This is a genomic window from Microcoleus pseudofavosus SVA1_A4, from assembly GCF_036700565.1.
Lineage (GTDB): Bacteria > Cyanobacteriota > Cyanobacteriia > Cyanobacteriales > Microcoleaceae > Microcoleus.
This window is the reverse complement of the sequence record NZ_JAUBPE010000001.1, coordinates 142,304-163,698: the sequence shown is the minus strand read 5'-3', so window position 1 is coordinate 163,698 and position 21,395 is coordinate 142,304. Positions and strand designations below refer to the sequence as shown.

Below are 21,395 nucleotides of genomic sequence, written 5' to 3'. Positions count from 1 at the left end.
GAATTCCCAAACAGTATTTTTTTACCGCAGTCACCTTCTACCTGCTGCTTTTTGACGCGTGCTTTTATTCGGTCACATCGTGATTTAAGGCTGCCACTAAGTCAAAAGTGTCAGACTCAAAATTGTCTGACAGCGACCCAAGTTTTTTTTTATCAAAAATTATCTGCCACTTCCAGCAAGATCCAACTTAATATGCAATGCAACACGGTATGTTGCTGGCAAAAGTATAACTTTAGACATATTTCAGTGTCCCGCTGACCAACTAAATAATTTTTATTACTTCCGACCGCTGCGCACCATTAATCGATTTTGGGAACATCCTTGCCGAGTGTTGAGGAACAGCTATACTCCATGCCCTGCAAGCTTTTCCGGCTCTATATTTTCAAATTGTAGCAGATATCACAGGCAATTGTAGAGTTCGATATAGCCACAATTGCCGAACTATTACCGCAGTTAGATAGACAATTAAACGCAGAGACTGCAATATGAAATAGGCAACAACAACTCTTTCAAATCTCCAGCAGAACTTGTTTTATGCGATCGGGCATCAGGATCGGGATTTTCAGGAACTTCTCAAAAAGAGTGCCGTCACTGTATCCAAATTTGCTATTTGCACAAAAAGTAGGAGTGAAAATGAACGAAATATCTGAGAAGCCAATTTATCGAATTCTTAATATAGTGTCGCTGCTAGCGCTGACATACTATGCAGCTACTTCTATCAATTACATTTTCCAGAGCGACGCTCACATTTACAGCTACGACAGCCACAGCAATTCCAACGGCTCAACAGCGCAAATAGAAGCACACCGCTCAGGGAAATAATACAGCTTGTCTATGAATGCCGAACTAAATTTGCGGGAAATGGCTAATTGTTAATGAGCCGCTCGAAGTTAACAATTAGCAATCAGATATTTTCTTAAAACTTAATATTGTTAAATTAAATTGTAAAATCTAATTATTATATAAAAACTTACGGAGGGTCGGGGCGCAGTGTTACTTTCAAGAGTCGCTGACCGCCGCTCAAAGATTTGTCTGTTTGACACTGTATGCCGAACCAACAGACAATTCAGATGCGCTGCAGCTTATTCTCAGCTTTGACAGAAGCGTCAGAACTCTAGCGGCCCATCCGAAATCTCAACTCAATAACACAATCCGTGCATTATCTAATTCTCTGGATATAGCAATCCTAAATCAGTCGCAAAATCGATTTAGACCAGAATCCTTGCAGTGAGCATCTTGCTCATGTATAATTTTGCAAATCATTTAGGATTGCTATAGATGCCGCTGAGGGCTGAAATGACGTATGTTTATCGACCTGGTTTTTTCGCTAAAATCATCCGTTGAGCGCGAGGGATATCGGTGGAAAAATCAAGCTTCGGAGCCTCAAGAGTGCGTCCGGAAATTTGTTGGGGTTGAGTAAAGGCGGCCGCTACAAGCGGTAAGGGTAGCGGCTTAAATCGCGATCGAGGGCTAGGTTTGATTGAAGGCTGCCCGCAGCGTGCGCGGGCAGCCTTTCAAAGCCTGCTAAAAAATTTTGATTCCTGGGGAACTATAGGCGGAACTCAAAAGTCTGGTCAATCAGAGTCTACTGAAAAATCGCAACTCAGTTCTAGCCCCATTGCGGGCGATCGAACTTCCGGGCGATCGACAGTTGCCAACGACTGGGGTGCAACTTCTCAATCTTGAGAGCATACTCCGATTAAAAATGGTTTATGTGTATTTCCCGGCTATTGTTTTAAAAATAACTAGCCGCACCCAGGCTCGGTATGGTAAACTCACAAACGTTTAACTGGAATATTTTCGTGTTAGAGGAGGGAGTGGTGGAGTCGAGAGTCCGGAGCAGGAAACAACCGATATTGGCTGCTGAACGAATTACAGGATTCAACTCGCGATCCCCGGCTCCCTGCGGACAATTTAAATTACATGACAGCTTATGGCAGCCGGGTCAATTAGGGTCTCAACCGATGTCCGGTTTCATTTATTGAATCCCTTTGGAGGGAAAAGTGTATTGTAGAAAAATGATTCATCTTTTAGGAGGAGTGTAAATGACACAGGTAACTAATCCAACACAACCAGCAGTTTCACTACCTGGAGGTGGCGGTGGCTCAAACGTTATCGGCATCCAAGGCGCTAACAGATTGAGTACAGGCAATGGCAACGATATCATCCTGACTTTTGGGGGCAATGATGTCATCGCCGGTGGCGGTGGCGATGACCTGATTTTTTCCGGGGCAGGCAATGACAGTGTTGGCGGCGGCGACGGCGACGACAGGATCGCTTCAGGCAAAGGCGACGATGTGGTCGCTGGCGGCAGCGGCAATGACTTTATCTCTGGCGGCAACGGCAATGACCTCCTCGACGGCGGTGATGGCAACGACACCGTATCCGGTGGCGCTGGCAACGACACCGTACTCGGTGGCGCTGGCAACGATATAGTCTATGGCGACCAAGGCAACGATATTGTCAGCGGCGGCGACGGTAACGATACTCTCTACGGCGGTAAAGGCAACGATACTGTCGATGGCGGCGCTGGCAATGACTTGATCTCTGGCGACAGAGGCAGCGATGTGCTGACCGGCGGTGCTGGCAGCGATACGTTCTACTTCGCGAGTGCTGGTGGCGGCGATTTCGGCGTAGACACGATCACTGACTTTACCCCAGGCGAAGATAAGATCAAGTTGAAGGCGACAGGCGGTGGTGTGTTCTCTGCTTTGGCCAGCAACGGCTTCGAGGCAAGCGAGTTTGTCGTCGTTTCTGGTTTCAACACCAGCAACCCAGGAGCAGCCACGGCGAACAAGTTGGTCTACGACCCAACAAGCGGTGCGTTGTACTTCAACGGCGGCAACGGAGTGCTAACTATTGCTCAGTTGCAGACTGGCCTGACGATTACCTCGAACAACTTCGAGTTGTTCTAAAACAACAGGCAGTTGTGGGGCAGCACCGGATAAGATTCGGGGCTGTTCTCACAAAGCCGATAGTTTTAAAGGATTTCAACCTCACTCTGCCACAAGCGGGGTGAGGTTGAAATATTCAATGCCGGAACTGATATCAAATCCGGTGGCTCGGAATTATGTAGTGCGAGCGTCCTCGCTCGCGACCTGGATCGCGAGCGAGGACGCTCGCACGCTACATCATCCAAATATATTATTCCGATGCAACCGGAAACGATATGAAGCAGGAACAGTTAAAAAAAAATCGATCGACAGTTATCGATCGAATTAATCGATCGCCCGATCGGGCAAAATATAAATACAAAGTTTTTAAATCATAATTTCTAGGTTTTACTGAAGCGGGGAAGAAACCGCAACTGCACCGCGAGCAATGAGCACTGAAGAATACATCCGGCAAGCCCAAATTTATTTGAACCGGGGGAAGTTAAATGAGGCGATCGAGTTTTGCAAAAAGGCGATCGAACTTCAACCGTTTTCGCCCTCGGCTTACACAACTTTAGGTGAAATTCTGGAAGCTCAAGGCGATCCGACGGCGGCAAGAGACGCTTTTGTGCAAGCTTTGGAGATTTCGCCGCAGTTTTTTCTGGCTCATGCTTATTTGGGTCAACTTTACAGCGACTATGCGTGGCTGGATGAGGCGGTTTTTCACTACCGGCAAGCTCTGGATTTGAAACCAGACTGGCCGGAACTTCATTATAACTTGGGAAATATTTTTCACAAGCAGGGTAATTTGTTGGGGGCGATCGGCTGTTACCGAAGTGCGATCGCCCAAAAACCGGATTATCTCGATGCTTTCTACAATCTGGCTGTGGTTTTAGATGAAAATAGTCAGCTCGAAGCGGCAATAGATACCTACCGACAGGCGATCGCTCTGAAGCCAGATTACGTGGAAGCTTACAGCAATCTGGGTGTGATTTTGCTCAAGGACGATCGGGCTGCTGAGGCGATCGAGGTTTACCAACGGGCGATCGAGATTAAGCCGGATTGGGCGACGCTGCACAATAATTTGGGTCAAGCGTTGCTCAACAAAAATCCCGATCGGGCGATCGCATCTTACCTCACAGCTATTGAGTTGGAGCCGGACATGGTTTTGGCTCACTACAATCTGGGGAAAGCGTGGCAATTGCAGGGGGAACATTCGGCTGCGGTTGCTTGTTTCGATCGCGCGATCGAGATCGATTCCGACTATATTTCGGGCTATACAGACGCCGGGTTTTCTTTGATGGTTTTGGGCAAAATTGCGGAAGCCATGCCTTATTTTGAGCGGGCAATAGCTCTGAAGCCTGATTTTGTTGAGGCTTACTGTTGTTTGGGAGACCGGCGCAGAGTTGCTGCTGTAGAAGATGATGAATTGTCAATGGCGATCGCTGCGTGCGATCGATTTCTCAAAGCATTAACTGGAAGGAAGAAGGAAGAAGGAAGAGGGAAGAAGGAAGAAAAAGAAACTATTCCCAATGCCCAATTCCCAATGCCCAATGCCCAATTTCCAATTGCTGAAATCTGCGATAATTTAGCCGAAATTTACTTGCATTTGGGAAATGCTTTAACAGAGTACGGCGGACACGAATCGGCCGCCGCTTATTATCAAAAAGCTTTGCAAATTCAGCCACAAAATGCAGAGATTTACTGGCGGGTGGGAAACTCCTTAGCCCAGCAACATCGGTTCACGGCAGCAATTGCAGTTTACCGCATGGTTTTGACGATTCAACCTGCTTTACCGCAGGTTTATTTTGAGTTGGCAAAACTGCTGGAAAAACAGGGGCGCTGGGAACGGGCGATCGATTATTATCAAAAGGTTTTAGAGTTGCAATTGCACGGGTATGGGGAGCAGAAAGAGTGGAAAAAACAGAGTTTTATCTCGCCAGATAGCAATTCTTTAAAACCTCCTCACGGTATTTATTTATCGAGTTGGGATTGGCTGGTTAATGCTAAGTTGGATGCGGACAATTATGTTGAAATAGTTTGGGAAGAGGCACCAGAAGCCTGTGCAGAAAATATTCAGAATTCCCAACTACCAATTGGTCATTCCCAATTGGCAAATTCCGATTGTGCAGGTTTAACTTGCGGGCTGTGTTTGCAGCGACTTTCTAAGTGGTTCGCTCCGGTGCATTTGGGTTGGGGAGTTTGCCGTTTGTCCAACTCGCAACCGCTACCTGTGGAGTCGCCCAAGACTTTTGTGGCACAGATTCCCAACGGGCGAGTTTGGATTGTGCCGCAGGAAAATTATTGGCTGATTTGCAAGGCGATCGCTGTAATTACTCCTGACAATTATTTGTTGGCTGATGTGTCAAGAGATTATCCGGGGTTTTTGCCTGGATGTGAAAAGCATGATGTTAGAAAACACAGCGTTTTCAAGTTAGAATCATTTCCCGGTTTAAAGCAAATTGACGGCAGCGTGGCGGTGCTTTCGGGTTTGTCGGGAAATGTCTATTTTCACTGGATGGTTGACGTTTTGCCGAGGATAGAATTGCTGCGGCACAGCGGGAGGGATTTGGCAGAGATTGATTGGTTTTTGGTTAACAGTTGTCAGCACCAATTTCAGCGGGAAACCCTAAGAATTCTGGGCATTCCCGAAGAGAAAGTCTTGGAGAGCGATCGCTTGCCTCACATTCAAGCAAGAGAGTTAATTGTGCCGTCTTTTGCGGGATATTTGGGCTGGCCTTCGGGGTGGGCGATGGATTTTTTGAGGCGCGAGTTTCTCAAGGGAATTATACCGATTTCGAGCTATCCAAAACGCATTTATATCAGCCGCAGCAAAGCGAGATACCGACGAGTTTTGAACGAGGAAGATGCGATCGAGGTTTTGGAGAAATCGGGCTTTGTTTCTATTTTACCTGAGTCGATGTCTTTGGCAGAGCAAATTGCTCATTTTTACCACGCTGAGGTGATAGTTACCGCCCACGGCAGCGGCTTGACAAATACGATTTTTTGCCGCCAGGGAACTAAAGTCATTGAGTTGGTGTCGCCTCACTATATCAGCCATTATTACTGGGGAATCAGTCAATATCTGAAGTTGGAACATTACTTTTTAGCTGGTGAGGCTTTTGAATGCTATCCTATTAGACAGTTGATGTATCAGAATTCGCTGACTGAGGATATTTTGGTGAACTTGAGTTCGCTGAAAAGGATGGTTGAGGTGGTGGGTTTGGGTTAGTTGATGTCTGGAGCAAGTTTAATTATGCCCTCGATTGAGAAGATGGAAAAGGCAGCGGTTGATTTGAGTCGGCAAGCAGAAGTTTATTTAGCCGAAGGAAAGTTAAATGAGGCAGTTGCTGCTTGCGAGTTAGCGTTGAAAATTGAACCGAATTTGGCCGCAGCTTGTCAGACGCTGGGAAAGGTGATGCAGGTTCGAGGTGAAATCGAGCAAGCTAAGCAGTGGTATGAAAGGGCGATCGATCGCAATCCAAATTTGCCGGAAGTTTATGCTAATCTCGGCAGTTTGTATTCTCAGGAGAAACAGTGGGAAAAGGCGATCGCCAATTGTGAAAAAGCGATCGCCCTAGCGCCGAATTTTGCTGCTGCTTACCGGCAGTTGGCGAGAGTTTGGACGCAGTTGGAGAAGCGAGAAGAGGCGGCAGACTGTTGGTATCAAGCTTTTAATATTGAGCCGAATTGGGCAACTGCTGAGGAGCACGTCACTCTGGGAAATAGTTTGGTTGAATTGGGAAAGTTCGATCGCGCTATGGAGTGTTATTCGCGGGCAATTCGATTAAACCCGAAGCTGGCAACAGCTTATCACAATTTGGGAGAAATGCTGGTTGGCCAGAAGCGGTGGGATGAGGCGATTGCCAATTACCGACAAGCCATTGCCATCAATCCAAATTCTTTTGAATCTTACCACAGTTTGGGTAAAACTTGGGCGGAGCAAGGAGAATGCGATCGGGCGATCGCCTGTTATAACAAAAGCGTCGAACTCAATCCAAATTATGCTCGTGCTTACCTTGGTTTGGGTAATGTTTTCGCGCAAAAGCGCGACTTTGATGCAGCAATTAAATGTTACCGTCAGACTCTTGAAATTAATAATAATTCCTATTGGGCACACAATTGTTTAGGGGACGCTTTTGCTCACAAAAAACTGTGGTCTGAAGCTATTAGTTGCTACCGCCAAGCCATTGAAATAAATCCAAATATTCCTTGGTTTTATGTGAATTTGGGAATTGCCTTAACCTGCGAAAAATCCTGGGATGAAGCTGTTAGCGCTTTCCTGCACGCGGTTCAGATTGAGCCAAATTTGACTGGAATTAATCAGAGGTTGGGATATGTTTTGCGGAAGCGCAGCGAATCGGGATTAGACAGCACAATCGCAACTTACTGTCAAGATATAGAGGTACTCGCCAGCGGGAAAATTTACCACAAATTGCTGGGAATTGAGTTAGATGGAGCGGAGTTTTATATAAATTTAGGCAATAGTTTAGCGAAACAGAAGCAGCTTGAAGGTGCGATCGTATTTTATAGTATGGCACTGCAAATTGAACCAAATGCTGCGGAAGTTGTCGCAAAACTTGCGGAAATTCGGGCGAAACAACACGAGTTATACGCACAAATTGCTGCTTACCGTCACCAAATAGAAATCGAGCCGGCCAATTCTAAGCCTTACAACGATTTAGGAAATATTTTACCCCAATTAGGGGAATTGGAAGAAGCAATAATTTGTCACCAAAAAGCGAGCGAATTGAGGGGTTGGCCTGAGTGTGCGGCGAAAGATTATCAATTTACCCAAGATTGGTTTACCCACAATATTCCTATTTGGCAACGGCATTTGCAGGAATTTACCGGAATTGCGGAATTTAAAGTGGTGGAAATCGGCAGTTTTCAGGGAATGTCGGCTTGCTGGCTGCTGGATAATGTTTTAACTCATCCGACGGCAAAGATTACTTGTATTGATTTGTATTTTCAACAACATTTTAAGGGCAATATTGTTAAAACTGGAGCAGCAGATCGGGTAATTGAATTAGAAGGTTACTCTCAAGATTTGTTAATTAACTTGGCTTCGGAATATTACGATGTTGCTTACATTGACGGCTGTCACAAACCCACGAGTGCTCTGCAAGATGCGATTTTATCTTGGAGGTTGGTGAAAGTTGGCGGACTGATGATTTTTGACGATTACGAGTTTACCTTTCCAGACAGCCCGGAGCAAGATACTAAAATCGGGATAGATGTTTTTTTGGAGATGTTTGGAAGTCAGTTAGAAGTAGTACACAAAGGCTATCAACTAATTGCCAAAAAAATCGGCAATCAAAGTTTGGGCGAAGAGCAAACTCTGTTGTCTCTGGGTTGGGAAAAGTTGGGGGAGGCTGCGGCAAATGCGGGTTATTTGGATGAGGCGATCGAACGCTATCAAACAGCTATTAAAATTAAGTCTGGAACCTATTCAACTTACCACAAGTTGGGTAAGACTCTGCAAGAGAAAGAACTGTTTGACGAAGCTCGGGCCGCTTACCAGCGGGCGATCGCACTAAACCCTAATTTTAGTTGGGCTTACCACTTTTTGGGGGAAACTTGGCAGGCGATTGAGGAACACGGCGAAGCCGCTGCTGCTTACCGCAAAGCTATTGAGTTCAATCCCGATTTTTGTTGGACTTACAACAATTTAGGTGATGTGCTGATGGAGCTTTCTGAGTGGGAGGAAGCTGCTGTTGCTTACCGCAAGTTAGTTGAACTAAATCCCGATTTTTGTTGGTCTTACGAGAGATTAGGTAAGGCTTTGGTTGCACTGGAAAATTGGGAGGACGCGGCGGCGGCTTACCGCAAAGCTATTGAATTAAATCCAGATGATTGTTGGCTGTACAATAGTTTGGGGGAAGTTCTGGAATTACAAGAAAATTGGCCCGAAGCAGCAGTTGCTTTTGGTCGTGCTGTTGAGCTAGAACCCGAGCATAGTTGGCTGTACAAAAAGTTGGGCGATGCACTGCGGAATCAAGGGGAATTGGAAAGGGCGATCGCCATTTACGAAAAAGGTATCAATCTCGATCCAAAATCCTGTTGGTGTTACGAAGGATTGGGTTTGAGTTTAATTGCAAAACAGCAGTGGGAACCTGCGATCGCTAATTTAGTTCAAGCACTGCAAATTAAACCCGATTTGTTTGAAGCTTACGATAAGATAGGTTATGCTTTGGAACAACAAGGAGAAGTCAATGAGAGCGATCGGGCAGAATGCAGCAATCAAATATTACCCTTAAGTATTCTCAAAAAATACTGTGGGTTTACAGAAGATTTGACCGCAGCAGAATCCAATCCGCACCTCACCTGCATTGACATCCATCCTGCGAGTGAAATCAATTTATCTAATTCCAAAACAATCGACAGCAGCCGCCGATTTTGGGAACATCAAAGTCATTCCAGAAAAGCTTTTGTTGCCGTATTGCCAAACGGACGAGCTTGGGCAGATGTTGTGACCACCGCCGTGATTACTTCAGACAATAAACTTGTTACTGATATTTCAATGGGTTGTGCTGAATTGGTAATCACTTCCGACAAATTGCCTCCCGCTGAACACGTCGATGGAAATGTGGCTTTTTTATCTGCTCGCTGGGGTGGAGCCGCTTATTTTCATTGGATGTTTGATGTGATTACCCGATTTGACCTTTTGCAGCGGAGCGGATTTATAGAAACTATAGATAAGTTTGTTGTCAATGCCTCGGATTCTTCCTATCAAGCAGAAACTTTAGAGGCTTTAGGAATTCCTCAAGATAAACTTTTAGAAAGTCGCTGCAATTTACACATTACAGCCGATAAATTAATAGTTCCGTCAATATCATATGACGGATCGGGAGCGGTTTCAAAATGGAAGTGTGAATATCTTAAACAAACATTTTTAAATGAACAACAGCCACTAAATACAGACTATTCAGAGCGAATTTATATCAGCCGCCAACAAGCATCCTATCGGCGAATCGTCAACGATGAAGAGGTAATTAAATACTTAGAAAAATTTGGGTTTCGCAGTGTAAAGTTGGAAACGATGTCGGTAGCGGAACAAGCAGCGTGTTTGGCTGCTGCTAAAGTGGTTGTCGCACCTCACGGAGGGGGGTTGACTAATCTAGTTTTTTGCAGTCCGGGAACTAAGGTAATTGAGGTTTTTTCTCCCCTTTACGTTCCGCATTGTTATTGGATGATTAGCAATTTGTGCGGTTTGGAACATTACTATTTAATTGGCGATTTGGTTGATGATGGAACTCCGACAAAACCCTTACATAAGAATATGCGGTTGGATTTGAACTCGCTGGAAAAATTAATGAGTATTGCAGGAGTTTTGCATGGATAATGACTACCACAATTTGGGTAATTCCCTGCAAGAAAGCGGTCGGTTTGATGAGGCTGTTGCTGCTTACAAAAAAGCTCTTGAATTAAATCCCAATTTTTCGTGGTCTTATCACAGTTTGGGCGATGTTTTGTTGAAACTTGAAAAATGGGAGGAAGCTGTCGCTGCTTACAAAAAAGCTGTTGAGTTAAATCCAGATTTTTCTTGGTCTTATCACAATCTGGGCGATGCTTTGCTGAAACTTCGGCGATGGGAAGAGGCTGCTGCTGCTTACCGCTGCGAGATTGCGCTCAATTCGGATTTTGCTTGGTCTTTTTGCAATTTAGGTGATGTTTTAACTCAACTCAAATATTGGGATGAAGCTATCGCGGCGTATTTAAAAGCTATTGAAATTGACGGAAATTTGCCGGGAATTTACGATAAGTTGGGATACGCTTTCGGACAAACAGAGTCTGATTTAAAGTTGGTGTTAGAACAAGGTCAATTGCAAATTACACCGGAAAATTGGGAGTTTTATTTACAGTTAGGAAAGAATTTAGCCAAGTACGATCGCCCAAAAAGCGCAATTATTATTTACCAAATGCTATTGACAAGTATGCCGAATTGTGCAGAAGTGTCAGTGGAATTAGAGGAGTTGTTGCACCAGCAAGAAAAGTGCGTTAGCGAAGCCCTCGAAGAGGATCGCGCATTAGCCTCATCTCGCGCAACTGTCGCCCAAAAACCAGATGATTGCTGGTCTTATTACAATTTAGGTGCTGTTCTGAGCCACCAAAAATATTGGGAGGAAGCGGCGGCGGCATTTTTTCAAGCAATTGAAATAAATCCAGATATTCCTTGGTGGTTTTATTACAATTTATGGGAAGTTTTTGTTAGGCAAAACAAGCTGGATGAAGTTGAGAACTTGTGCCGCGAAGTTGTCGCCGCTAAACCGGAGGCTTTTTGGCCTTATCTGAATTTGGGGGAAGCTTTGACGAGGCAAGGTAAAATTGCAGAGGCGATTGATTTTTATCGAACTGTCAGTTTCAAACAAAGTTTGGCATCTATTATCAGTAAGAGAACAGGCAAGATGCCTGTTCCACAAGCAGATACAGGCAAGATGCCTGTTCCACAAAATTGGAACTTAAAACCAGTCAAAGTTCCTAACTTTATAATTATTGGTTGTCAGCGGTGCGGGACGACTTCTCTGTACACTTATTTAGCCCAACACCCGCAAATTTTGACTCCGATTAAAAAGGAGATGGATTTTTTCTCGTGGCACTTTTACAGGGGGATTGATTGGTATTTGGCTCATTTTCCGCCAATGCCCGCCGGGGAGCAATTTTTGACTGGTGAAGCAAGTCCGAGCTATTTTGACTGCCGGGAAGCGCCGGAACGTCTCTACAGCGCGTTTCCAGAGGCTAAACTCGTTGTGCTGTTGCGAAATCCGGTCGATCGGGCGATTTCTCAATTTTACCGCTTGACTGACTTAAATTGGGAAGCGCGATCGCTCGATCGAACAATTAGCGATGAAATTGAACGATTGGATCGAAATCCAGAATACATCATCGGCGAGGAACCGGGGAATTATTTAGCTCGCGGCAGGTATATAGAGTTTATTAAAAACTGGCTGGCTTTCTTTCCTAGAGAACAATTGTTAATTTTGAAAAGTGAAGATTTTTATGCTGGTGCAGCGGGGACTGTCAAACAAGTTTTAGAATTCTTAGATTTGCCGGAATATCAATTGCCCGATTATCAAAATGCTAATCCCGGTTCTTACCAGCCGGTCGATCGATCGGTTCGCGATGAGTTGAGGGATTATTTTCGACCTTACAATCAGCAGCTAGAGGAGTATTTAGGCCGAAAACTTGATTGGTAATTGGGCATTCGGCATTGGGCATTGTTAGCTGTTGACGGTTGACTGGAAAGCTGGAAAGCTCACCACAGTCAACCGTCAACTGACAACTGACAACCGTCAACTGACAACTGACAACCGTCAACTGACAACTGACAACCGTCAACTGACAACTGACTAAAAAAACCCGCCTCCCCTTGACAAGTCATACTCGTTATGAGTACGGTTAGAGAAGCAAAGGAATTTAACCCAAGTACCCAAGGATTCAAAATCATGCTGACGAACCAAGAAGGTCAAAGAGTACCCAAAGTCACCTTTCGCACTCGCAAAGACAACGAGTGGGTCGATGTCACCACCGATGATATATTTGCAGGCAAAACCGTAGCAGTGTTCTCGCTGCCGGGAGCTTTTACTCCCACTTGTTCGTCAACGCACCTCCCCGGTTACAACGAATGTGCCAAAGTTTTCAAAGAAAATGGTGTAGATGAAATCGTTTGTATTTCCGTCAACGACGCTTTTGTGATGAACGAATGGGCAAAAGACCAAGAATCAGACAATGTGACGTTAATTCCCGACGGTAACGGCGAATTTACTGAAGGCATGGGAATGCTGGTAGACAAAACAGATTTAGGCTTTGGCAAGCGGTCTTGGCGTTATTCGATGCTGGTAAAAGATGGCTTGGTTGACAAAATGTTTATTGAGCCTGATGAACCGGGAGACCCTTTCAAAGTGTCCGATGCCGAGACGATGCTCAACTACATCAACTCCGCAGCAGCCAAGCCGAAGGTCGTTTCGCTGTTTACAAAAATGGGCTGTCCCTTCTGCGCTAAGGCTAAGGCGCTGCTGAGTAAAAATGGCTTGGATTATGAAGAAATCGTCTTGGGCCGGGATGTCACAACCCGATCGCTCCGGGCTGTGACTGGGGCTACAACTGTGCCGCAAGTATTTATCGACGGCAAGCTGATCGGCGGTTCCGAAGACCTAGAGTCTTATTTGGCAGTTGCTTAGTTAAACAAAAATACTTAACCTGCGGGTGCGCAGTGCACGCCTTACTCGTTGTATGGTGCACACTGTGCGCCTTTGGCGTATTTGGCGGTATTTAGCCCGATCGAGCTTTCGGGTCAAAAGTTCGATCGGTATATCGATCCATTCTCGTGCAACAATTACTGGGGAAGTAATACTAAAAACGCAAGAAATGGGAGTGAACGATCGTGGATTTGAGTTTAGTAGCGTCAAATATCTTAAATCCCCCAATATTGGCTTTTTTCATGGGAATGCTGGCAATTTTTCTCAAATCTGATTTAGAAATTCCAGCGCCCATCCCCAAACTGTTTTCGCTGTATCTGCTGTTCGCGATCGGATTTAAAGGCGGCGTCGAACTGTCCAGAAGCGGAATTGACCAGCAAGTCGCCCTGACAATTTTGGCAGCGATGCTGATGTCAATGCTAGTACCAATTTATACTTTTTTCATACTGAGGCTCAAACTCGACTCCTACAATGCTGCGGCGATCGCAGCCACCTACGGTTCCATCAGCGCCGTCACATTTATTACCGCAACATCTTTCCTCACAGCACAGGGGATCGACTTTGACGGTTACATGGTAGCTGCGCTAGCATTAATGGAATCCCCAGCAATTATAGTAGGTCTCATTCTAGTTAGTGTATTTGGCGGGGAAGAAGGAAAACGCGAAATAGTTTGGCCAGAAGTGTTGCAAGAAGCATTCCTAAACAGTTCAGTTTTTCTGCTGATTGGCAGCCTAATTATGGGCATAATGACAGGAGAACACGGTTGGGAAGTTATGAGTCCGTTTACTCAAGACTTATTTTACGGAGTTTTGACTTTTTTCTTGCTAGACATGGGGCTGGTTGCTGCTAGCAGAATTAAAGATTTGCAAGAGGCAGGAGTTTTTCTGATCGGCTTTGCAATCCTAATTCCCATAGTCAACGCAGTAATTGCTTTGCTAATAGCGAAATTAATCGGAATGCCGCAGGGAGACACTTTGCTGTTTGCCGTATTGTGCGCGAGTGCTTCTTATATAGCAGTACCAGCAGCCATGCGCCTAACTGTTCCCGAAGCGAACCCAAGTCTTTACATTTCAACTGCCTTAGCAGTGACGTTTCCATTTAATATCATTGTAGGCATTCCCCTGTATCTATACGGAATCAATATGTTTTGGAGGTGAGATAATGGAGTCAGTCAAAAGAGTAGAAATCATAGCCCACTCGGTGGAACTCGGCAAGATTTTAGACGGTTTAGACAAAGCTGGCGTACCCGGTTATTCGGTGATTCGTGATGTCGCTGGAAAAAGCATCAGGGATCACGTTTCCCGCGGTTCATCAATGACGGCGTTGGATAACATTTATGTGCTTGCTTTTTGTACCCCCGAGCAAGTGTCAGCAGTTGCAGAAAACATTAGACCAGTTCTCAATAAGTTTGGCGGGTCATGTTTTATTTCAGATGCGGTGGAATTGCTAATTACTAGGTGCGTCGGGTAGTCATTAGTTATTGGTGATTGTACCAATTAGGGAAAGTAGAGCTACATATAGATTGTACGACATATGTTTAGGGACACGGCAATGCCGTGTCCTTGCGCGTATCTGCGACTTTAATCCTAGGATTCGGGCCTCAACAGCCACAACTCGTGAGAATGCCAATCCGTTTTGGCTTTTGCAGAAGTTTTTTATTATTACTTTAGCCTGATTTTAAAAAGGCGATTTTGAAAATAATTTCTGTCTATTATAGCACTTTTACAATTTTACAATCATCAGCCATTAGCCAGCCGTCATTTCAGAATTAATTGCCCTTCGCCGCAGAATTCAGAATTCTTAAGATATAGAAAAGAATCAGTTGCCAAAATCAGTTAGCGTGGTAAATTCTAAGCCACAACAGGCGATCCTCTTCGAGGGCTTCGCTAACGCCCGAATCGAGTAGCGATATTTTCAATAGGAGTTTAAACATGGCTGCATTAAAAGTCGGCATCAACGGATTTGGTCGCATCGGACGGCTAGTCATGCGTGCCGGCATCAAAAACCCGAACATCGAATTTGTCGGCATTAACGACTTAGTTTCGCCAGAAAACCTGGCTTATCTTTTCAAATACGACTCCACCCACGGCATTTACGACGGCGAAGTTGAAAGCAAACCAAACGGGATTGTCGTTGACGGAAATTTTATCCCCTGCACATCGATTAGAAATCCTGCCGAATTGCCGTGGGGTAAATCCGGCGCTGATTATGTTGTAGAATCTACCGGATTGTTTACGGATTTTGAAGGCGCATCAAAACACTTGACGGCGGGAGCAAAACGAGTAATACTTTCAGCACCGACAAAAGACCCGGAAAAAGTTGCAACATATCTAGTAGGCGTCAACCACCACAAATTTGACCCGACCAAAGATACTGTTGTTTCTAATGCTAGCTGTACGACGAATTGTTTAGCACCAATTGCCAAAGTTATCAACGATAATTTCGGTTTGGAAGAAGGTTTAATGACGACAGTTCACGCGATGACAGCTACTCAACCAACTGTAGACGGCCCCAGCCAAAAAGATTGGCGGGGAGGACGCGGTGCGGCTCAAAATATTATTCCATCTTCGACCGGTGCGGCGAAAGCTGTTACTTTGGTACTGCCGGAATTGAAAGGAAAATTGACTGGAATGGCTTTGCGCGTGCCAACTCCCGACGTGTCTGTAGTTGACCTTACTTTCAAAACGGGGAAGGAAACTAGCTACAAAGAAATTTGCGAGGCAATGAAAAAAGCCTCGGAGGGCGAACTCAAAGGCATTCTCGGATATACTGAAGATGCGGTGGTTTCTACAGATTTTAAGGGCGACGCGCGATCGAGCATTTTCGATGCAGGTGCGGGAATTGAACTGAATTCTAAGTTTTTTAAAGTTGTTTCCTGGTACGACAACGAGTGGGGTTATTCTAGCCGCGTGATTGATTTGATGCTGTCGATGGCCGAGAAAGACGGAATTTTGAATAATTAATTTTTTGGGGTGTGGCATTTTGGGCGGGCTCGCGTGCCCACCCCACAAACAAATTCTTAGGATTTTTTGTGGAACGGGCATCTTGCCCGTTCCTGATAATGTTACCTAATGTGAGTTAAACTTTTTTTGTTTCCGATTCGATCGCGCTCATGTCTGAATTGCCACCGCTGAATAACGAAACTATTTGGGCTATCCTCAACGAAGAGATAGACGATGCTGCCGTCAACCGATTAGTTTGGCAGTATCTGGGCTACCGCTGCGATGCCGAGACAGGTAAGTGGAACACTGCTGATGTTGCACCAGAGTGGCGTCTAGAGTACCCGGAACCCCCGGATTTTATTGATTCTAGACCCGCGACGGTGAAATTGACTCGATCGACCCCTCCAGAAAACAAGCAGTTGCTGAAGGAAAAATTGGGCTTTCAAGGCTATAAAATTGGGGAATTCGGGCCGAGACAGACTCGCAGGGCGACGATGGCTAATTGGTTGATGGGTTTTATGGAAGTTGAAAGCTAAAATCTCAAATCTCAAATTGACTGACATCTGGCTGTTGTTTGAACTATAGGAAATATGCTGAGAACCCCGACCTTTCAAGGCCCGGATGAAAGCTAGCAGCAGCTTTCAAGCTGCCAGTCACTCAATAAGTTCTTATTGTTTCAGGGTATCTACAAAATGCTATAATGTTTTGTAGAGTAATCTAAAAGCCATGTTAAATCTCAGCTACGAGTACAAACTGAAGCCGACAAACGAGCAGATTTTGGAAATCGAACGAACTCTAGTGATTTGTCGCAAGGTTTGGAACTACGCATTGAGAGAGCGGAAAGACTGGATTAACTCTCGTAAATGCCCGATTAATGCTTGCTCTACGTTGAGCGAGTACATTATTCCGGCTGATACTCCTTACCCAAATTATTATGTTCAGGCAACGGGGCTAACCAAAGCCAAAGAGTTGTTTCCCGAACTTAAAACGGTTAACGCTCAAATGCTTCAACAGGTATTAAGAAAGCTGGAAACAGCTTTCTTAGATATGAAGCGAAAGGGAATGGGATTCCCGAGATTTAAGAATAAATACCGAATGCGGTCGTTTGTATTCCCCCAAATGCTGAAAAATTGCATCCAAGGTAATAGTATCAAACTGCCACAGTTAGGCGTTGTTGAGTTCATTAAATCTAGAGAGATTCCTAATGGGTTTGCAGTCAAGCAAGCTCGAATCGTGCAGAAGGCTAGTGGATATTTCGTCATACTTTCATTAGAGTGTGGTGTTAACGTTCCTCAACCTGTTGGGAATGGATTCCCAGTTGGCATAGATCTAGGTTTAGACCAATTTCTAGCAACTTCTGAGGGGAAACTAATCAAACGTCCTAAGTTCTTAGCAGTCGAACACCGCAAGCTTAAATTGCTGCAACGTCGGCTCAAGAGCAAGAAGAAAGGATCTAGCAACCGTCATAAGTTGAATCTAAAAATTGCTAGGCTGCATCAGCGTGTGACCGATACCAGGAAGGATTGGCAGTTCAAATTAGCTCATGACCTAGCTAAAGATGCGGGAATGGTATTTGTTGAAGATATCGATTTTCGAGTCTGGGCTAAAGGAATGTTTTGCAAACATACTTTAGATGCTGGTTTTGGACAATTCATTTCGATTCTGTCGTGGGTATGCTGGAAACAAGGCGTGTATTTTGAGAAGGTAAACAAAGATTACACTTCTCAAGTGTGTCCAAATTGTGATAGTCATACTGGCAAGAAAGCTCTTGATAACCGAGTGCATAATTGCCCTGAGTGTGGGTATACAACACATAGGGATGTAGCAGCGGCTCAAGTTATCCGTAATCGCGGACTATCCGCCGAGGGACGCTCGGTTGATATAAAAGAAATTGCCTGTGGAGGCGGTCTGACGGGGACTGGAAACAGTCTAGTTAAGAGCCTAAGAGACAGGAAGAAAAAAGCATGAAGGCACGGCTTTAGCCGTGCCTTCATGCAACCTTTGAGAATCCCCGTCGATTCATCGCGGGGAGTACGTCAATCTAGGAACAAAACAACTGTGAGGAAAGCTTTATGAAAACAACCACCATATCTCGCTTAACCAGCATTTCCCTCGCTGCGCTAATGCTAGCAGGCGTTTGTGTAAGTGCGATCGCCACACCAGCCACCACCCAACCCGCAACCCAACTCGCCCAAGCTACTGCCAAAAAGCGCCTCGTCGTCATGGACTTCGACTACGGCACCACCAACAGCTATTACACTTCCTACAGGGGAGTCGGCGCCGCCAAAGGCATCAGCGAACTGCTAATCAACGAACTCGTCAACAATGGTACTTATACAGTAGTCGATCGTAGCAAACTCGAACAAGTGCTCAAACAGCAAAATCGCAGCGGTACGATGGATGCCGGCACAGCAGCAGAAATTGGCAAACAATTAGGAGTTGACGCCGTACTCATCGGCACCATTACCCGGTTTAATATCGACAAACAATCCGGCGGCGGCAGTTTTATGGGAATCGGCGGCGGTTCCCAAAAAACCAAAGCTACCGTTCAAATAGACGTGCGGTTAATCGGTACAGCTTCAGGAGATATTCTTGCGACTGCCAAAGCAGTAGGAGAAGCGGATCAAAGCGATTCTAATATTTCCGTTAGGGGTCTTGGCGGTAATTCCGGCAGTAGCAATGAAGATTCACTTTTGAGCTCGGCAGTTGATAAAGCCGTATCCCAAATGGTGACTAAACTTGCAGAAGTATCTAAGAAATTAGGTTAGAAATTTTGAAACCTTTTTAGATTTTAGATTGTGAATTATTAAATCTAAAATCTAAAATCTAAAATTAGGTCAGCTATTTTGCGGGCGATTGTACCAGTTAATCTTAGTTTTGTTTAGGAATCAGCATTTTTCGTTCAACTAAACTCGCTCAAATCTGCTCAACATACTCAAGCATTAACAGTTTAATTAGCATTGGGATTTGAGTCAGAACCAACAACGCATTTTCCCTGTTGATTCGGGTTGGGAGTTGGGTTCGACGCTACCTTAGAAACGGCATCTTTTTCTTGAATCCATCCGATTTCTCCCGCTTGCAGGTTGGCGATTTCTACTGCATCAACAGTTGGCTTAACTGCGGGGGAAATCGAGGGAGTGGGAGTTGCCACAGCAGGAGATGGATTCAGTGCAGGTTTTGAAACAGTAGAAAAATCTTTATTTGACTTGGGTTTGGAAGAGTTCGACTGCACTATTTCAGGAATCGAACAAACTTTCACTTCCAGCCAATTGCCTTGAGGCGTAAGCTGTTTGTTTGTCACCTGCAAAATGCTACCTGCCGGGACTGTTCCTTTGACAGTCAACTCACCAATTGCGACTCGCAAATCCAAGCGATCGCCCTCTTTTCCCTGTTCCCCCGCCGCAGAACTTTTAATCTCTATAAACGAGCCTGTTTCTAAAGATTTTACCGGAGAAGGTACAGATTCAACTGTTTTCTCCGGCCTGCTTCCAGCATTAATTAAACCGCGTTTCCCGAAAATCGACTCCCCGGCAGTATCGATCGCCCGACCTACCGGAGGGATGAAAAAATAAGCAAATACACCCCCCAAACCTAATAAAAATACAATTTTCAGCAGCAGCGAAAATAGGCTTTTGCCTTTGTCCGGTGGCTGTACAAACTGCGTTTTGCCTTGAAAATCAGCATCGCCAAGGGCTGTGCTATCGGTCAAATCGGTTGGCGTATCCTCGCTGTCGGCAATTAGTTCGATCGGCGGCACATCTAAAGGTGCGACAGACAATTCTGTAAAAGTATTGCCGTCTTCCCTCAAATGTGCTTGACAGTGAATTAAAGCAACAGTGACATTATCGTGACCGTTTCTAGTATTAGCAATCTCGATCAGCCGATCGCGCGCCTTCCCCACATTAATGCTACCGTCGAGAATTGGCAAAATCTCCGCTTCCCAACATTCCTCAACCCGGTCTTTATCGCTCAAACCGTCGGAACACAGCAGCAAAACGCAATCCTCATCCACCGCAAAACGCTGCACGGTCGGGTGCAGAGTGTTGGAGGAAGTAATGCCCAAAGCTTGAATCAGAGCTCCGGCGGCCACTTGTTCCAAAGCATCCCGGTAGAGGGAGTAGCCCAAACGCACCTCGCGGCAAGCCACATCATCGTCGAGAGTAACTTGATAGCAACCGGTGCGGGTAATCCAGTAAGCCCGACTGTCTCCGACGTGGGCGACGTATAGTTCGTGTATGTGGGCTAAAGCCATAACTAGCGTAGTTCCCATCCGCTGGCGGCCTTGGCGGTGTTCGCTGTCGTTGCGACCGGCTATTTTGTCGTTAGCAGCACAAGCGGCCCGTTCCAGCTTGGAAGTCAGGCTCAGCGGGTCCCAATTAGCTTGATGCAGGGGCATTTGCTGCAACTTGTCGCGCAGCACAGCAATCGCTTCTTCCGAAGCGACTTCGCCCCCGTCTTGTCCGCCGATACCGTCGCAGACGATCGCGCAAGCGGACGAGCCCGGGTTTCCTGCGAACACCGTACCGCTGGGCGGATAGCAAGCATCTTCGTTGTGAGCCCGCGCTCGGCCCACATCCGTGCCCGTGGCAATCTCAACGTGACGATCGTACGATCTGCCGCATTTTGCCAGAGCTTTATCCAACTGGCCCATCAGTTGTTCGCCGTTGCGCACTTGACCGGCCACCATTTGCTGGCAAAGTTGCCTCAAAAAATTGGCAATCGCCGGGTGAGCATCTTCGAGCCACTGCTGCCACAATTTGCCCAACTGCGACAAATTAGGCGGTTTGCGATCGGGCTGCAATTCCAGAAACCGCACCAATTGCCCTTCCACCCGCAGCAGTTCTGGAGTCAGCAGCGTCGAAGCCACGCCCTGAGCGATACACGGCTGCCACAACTTGGCAATTTGCCACAGCCAATTGAGCTGGCGCATCGCGGCGGCTCCTTTCCAGGAGTCGGCCAATTCCGGCATTAAAGATTCCGTCACCCTCAAAATCGGCCCGTTTTCCAGCAGCCAGATATCTCCCGAGAGCTTGCTCGTCTGCGAGGATACCAGCCCGTATACTTGAGGTACGTGCAACTGATAGGCAAACAGTCTCAAATAAGGAGTGACAACACTCGGAATCTCTTCAGGCAGTTCCGGCAACTGTTCGGGTTGAGTATCGACAAGAAGTCGATCGCGCTTGACCAAGTAGCGACCCGCGATCAGATCGCCCGGCCTACACCCTTTGATCCCTTCACCTAAAGCCCATAAGTAGTGTTTTGCCACAGAGTTTTGCATAAGGGTTCCTGACGCCTTTGGGCCCAGTGCTGATCTGAACTATTTTAGCGCTTGAACCTCGACGGGTTGATACGTGGCGATGATTTTACACCCCGCTTTCTCA

Annotated in this window: 15 protein-coding genes; 14 read left to right on the top strand and 1 reads right to left on the bottom strand. The window is 45.9% G+C overall.

The window, feature by feature from the left end:
• Window positions 1–633: 633 nt before the first annotated feature.
• The 14 genes from QUA02_RS00690 to QUA02_RS00625 all read left to right on the top strand — a co-directional run bounded on the left by QUA02_RS00690 (window position 634) and on the right by QUA02_RS00625 (window position 18,782).
• Entirely contained in the window at window positions 634–822 is a 189-nt protein-coding gene (locus QUA02_RS00690; protein WP_333024477.1) for a hypothetical protein, read from the top strand.
• Between the two features lie 654 nt (window positions 823–1,476).
• Window positions 1,477–1,686, top strand: coding sequence for a hypothetical protein (locus QUA02_RS00685; RefSeq protein WP_333024476.1), 210 nt, complete (start codon window positions 1,477–1,479; stop codon window positions 1,684–1,686).
• 359 nt (window positions 1,687–2,045) lie between these two features.
• Entirely contained in the window at window positions 2,046–2,915 is an 870-nt protein-coding gene (locus QUA02_RS00680; protein ID WP_333024474.1) for a calcium-binding protein, read from the top strand.
• A 406-nt stretch (window positions 2,916–3,321) separates the two neighbouring features.
• On the top strand, window positions 3,322–6,105 hold the full coding sequence (locus tag QUA02_RS00675) for a tetratricopeptide repeat protein (protein WP_333024473.1): 2,784 nt from the start codon (window positions 3,322–3,324) through the stop codon (window positions 6,103–6,105).
• Between the two features lie 24 nt (window positions 6,106–6,129).
• On the top strand, window positions 6,130–10,218 hold the full coding sequence (locus QUA02_RS00670) for a tetratricopeptide repeat protein (protein ID WP_333024472.1): 4,089 nt from the start codon (window positions 6,130–6,132) through the stop codon (window positions 10,216–10,218).
• Window positions 10,211–12,070: a tetratricopeptide repeat protein gene (locus QUA02_RS00665; protein ID WP_333024471.1), complete on the top strand. Its 1,860-nt coding sequence runs from the start codon at window positions 10,211–10,213 to the stop codon at window positions 12,068–12,070. The genes QUA02_RS00670 and QUA02_RS00665 overlap by 8 nt, the downstream gene beginning before the upstream one ends.
• Window positions 12,071–12,101: 31 nt before the next feature.
• Entirely contained in the window at window positions 12,102–12,227 is a 126-nt protein-coding gene (locus tag QUA02_RS00660) for a hypothetical protein (protein ID WP_333024470.1), read from the top strand.
• A 92-nt stretch (window positions 12,228–12,319) separates the two neighbouring features.
• Window positions 12,320–13,054: a glutathione peroxidase gene (locus tag QUA02_RS00655; RefSeq protein WP_333024468.1), complete on the top strand. Its 735-nt coding sequence runs from the start codon at window positions 12,320–12,322 to the stop codon at window positions 13,052–13,054.
• A 203-nt stretch (window positions 13,055–13,257) separates the two neighbouring features.
• Complete coding sequence (locus QUA02_RS00650; RefSeq protein ID WP_333024466.1) at window positions 13,258–14,229, top strand: sodium-dependent bicarbonate transport family permease; 972 nt, start codon at window positions 13,258–13,260, stop codon at window positions 14,227–14,229.
• A 4-nt stretch (window positions 14,230–14,233) separates the two neighbouring features.
• Entirely contained in the window at window positions 14,234–14,542 is a 309-nt protein-coding gene (locus QUA02_RS00645) for a P-II family nitrogen regulator (RefSeq protein WP_333024465.1), read from the top strand.
• Between the two features lie 461 nt (window positions 14,543–15,003).
• Window positions 15,004–16,035 (top strand): type I glyceraldehyde-3-phosphate dehydrogenase, encoded by a 1,032-nt coding sequence (gene gap, locus QUA02_RS00640; protein ID WP_333024464.1) that lies wholly within the window; start codon window positions 15,004–15,006, stop codon window positions 16,033–16,035.
• A gap of 149 nt (window positions 16,036–16,184) precedes the next feature.
• Window positions 16,185–16,550, top strand: coding sequence for a DUF1823 family protein (locus QUA02_RS00635; RefSeq protein ID WP_333024463.1), 366 nt, complete (start codon window positions 16,185–16,187; stop codon window positions 16,548–16,550).
• Between the two features lie 190 nt (window positions 16,551–16,740).
• A complete protein-coding gene (locus QUA02_RS00630) occupies window positions 16,741–17,982 on the top strand; it encodes an RNA-guided endonuclease InsQ/TnpB family protein (protein WP_333024462.1) in 1,242 nt (413 codons plus the stop codon).
• A gap of 104 nt (window positions 17,983–18,086) precedes the next feature.
• A complete protein-coding gene (locus tag QUA02_RS00625) occupies window positions 18,087–18,782 on the top strand; it encodes a CsgG/HfaB family protein (protein WP_333024461.1) in 696 nt (231 codons plus the stop codon).
• A gap of 182 nt (window positions 18,783–18,964) precedes the next feature.
• Here QUA02_RS00625 and QUA02_RS00620 read toward each other — a convergent pair whose 3' ends face one another.
• Window positions 18,965–21,292: a protein phosphatase 2C domain-containing protein gene (locus tag QUA02_RS00620; RefSeq protein ID WP_333024459.1), complete on the bottom strand. Its 2,328-nt coding sequence runs from the start codon at window positions 21,290–21,292 to the stop codon at window positions 18,965–18,967.
• Between the last annotated feature and the right edge of the window lie 103 nt (window positions 21,293–21,395).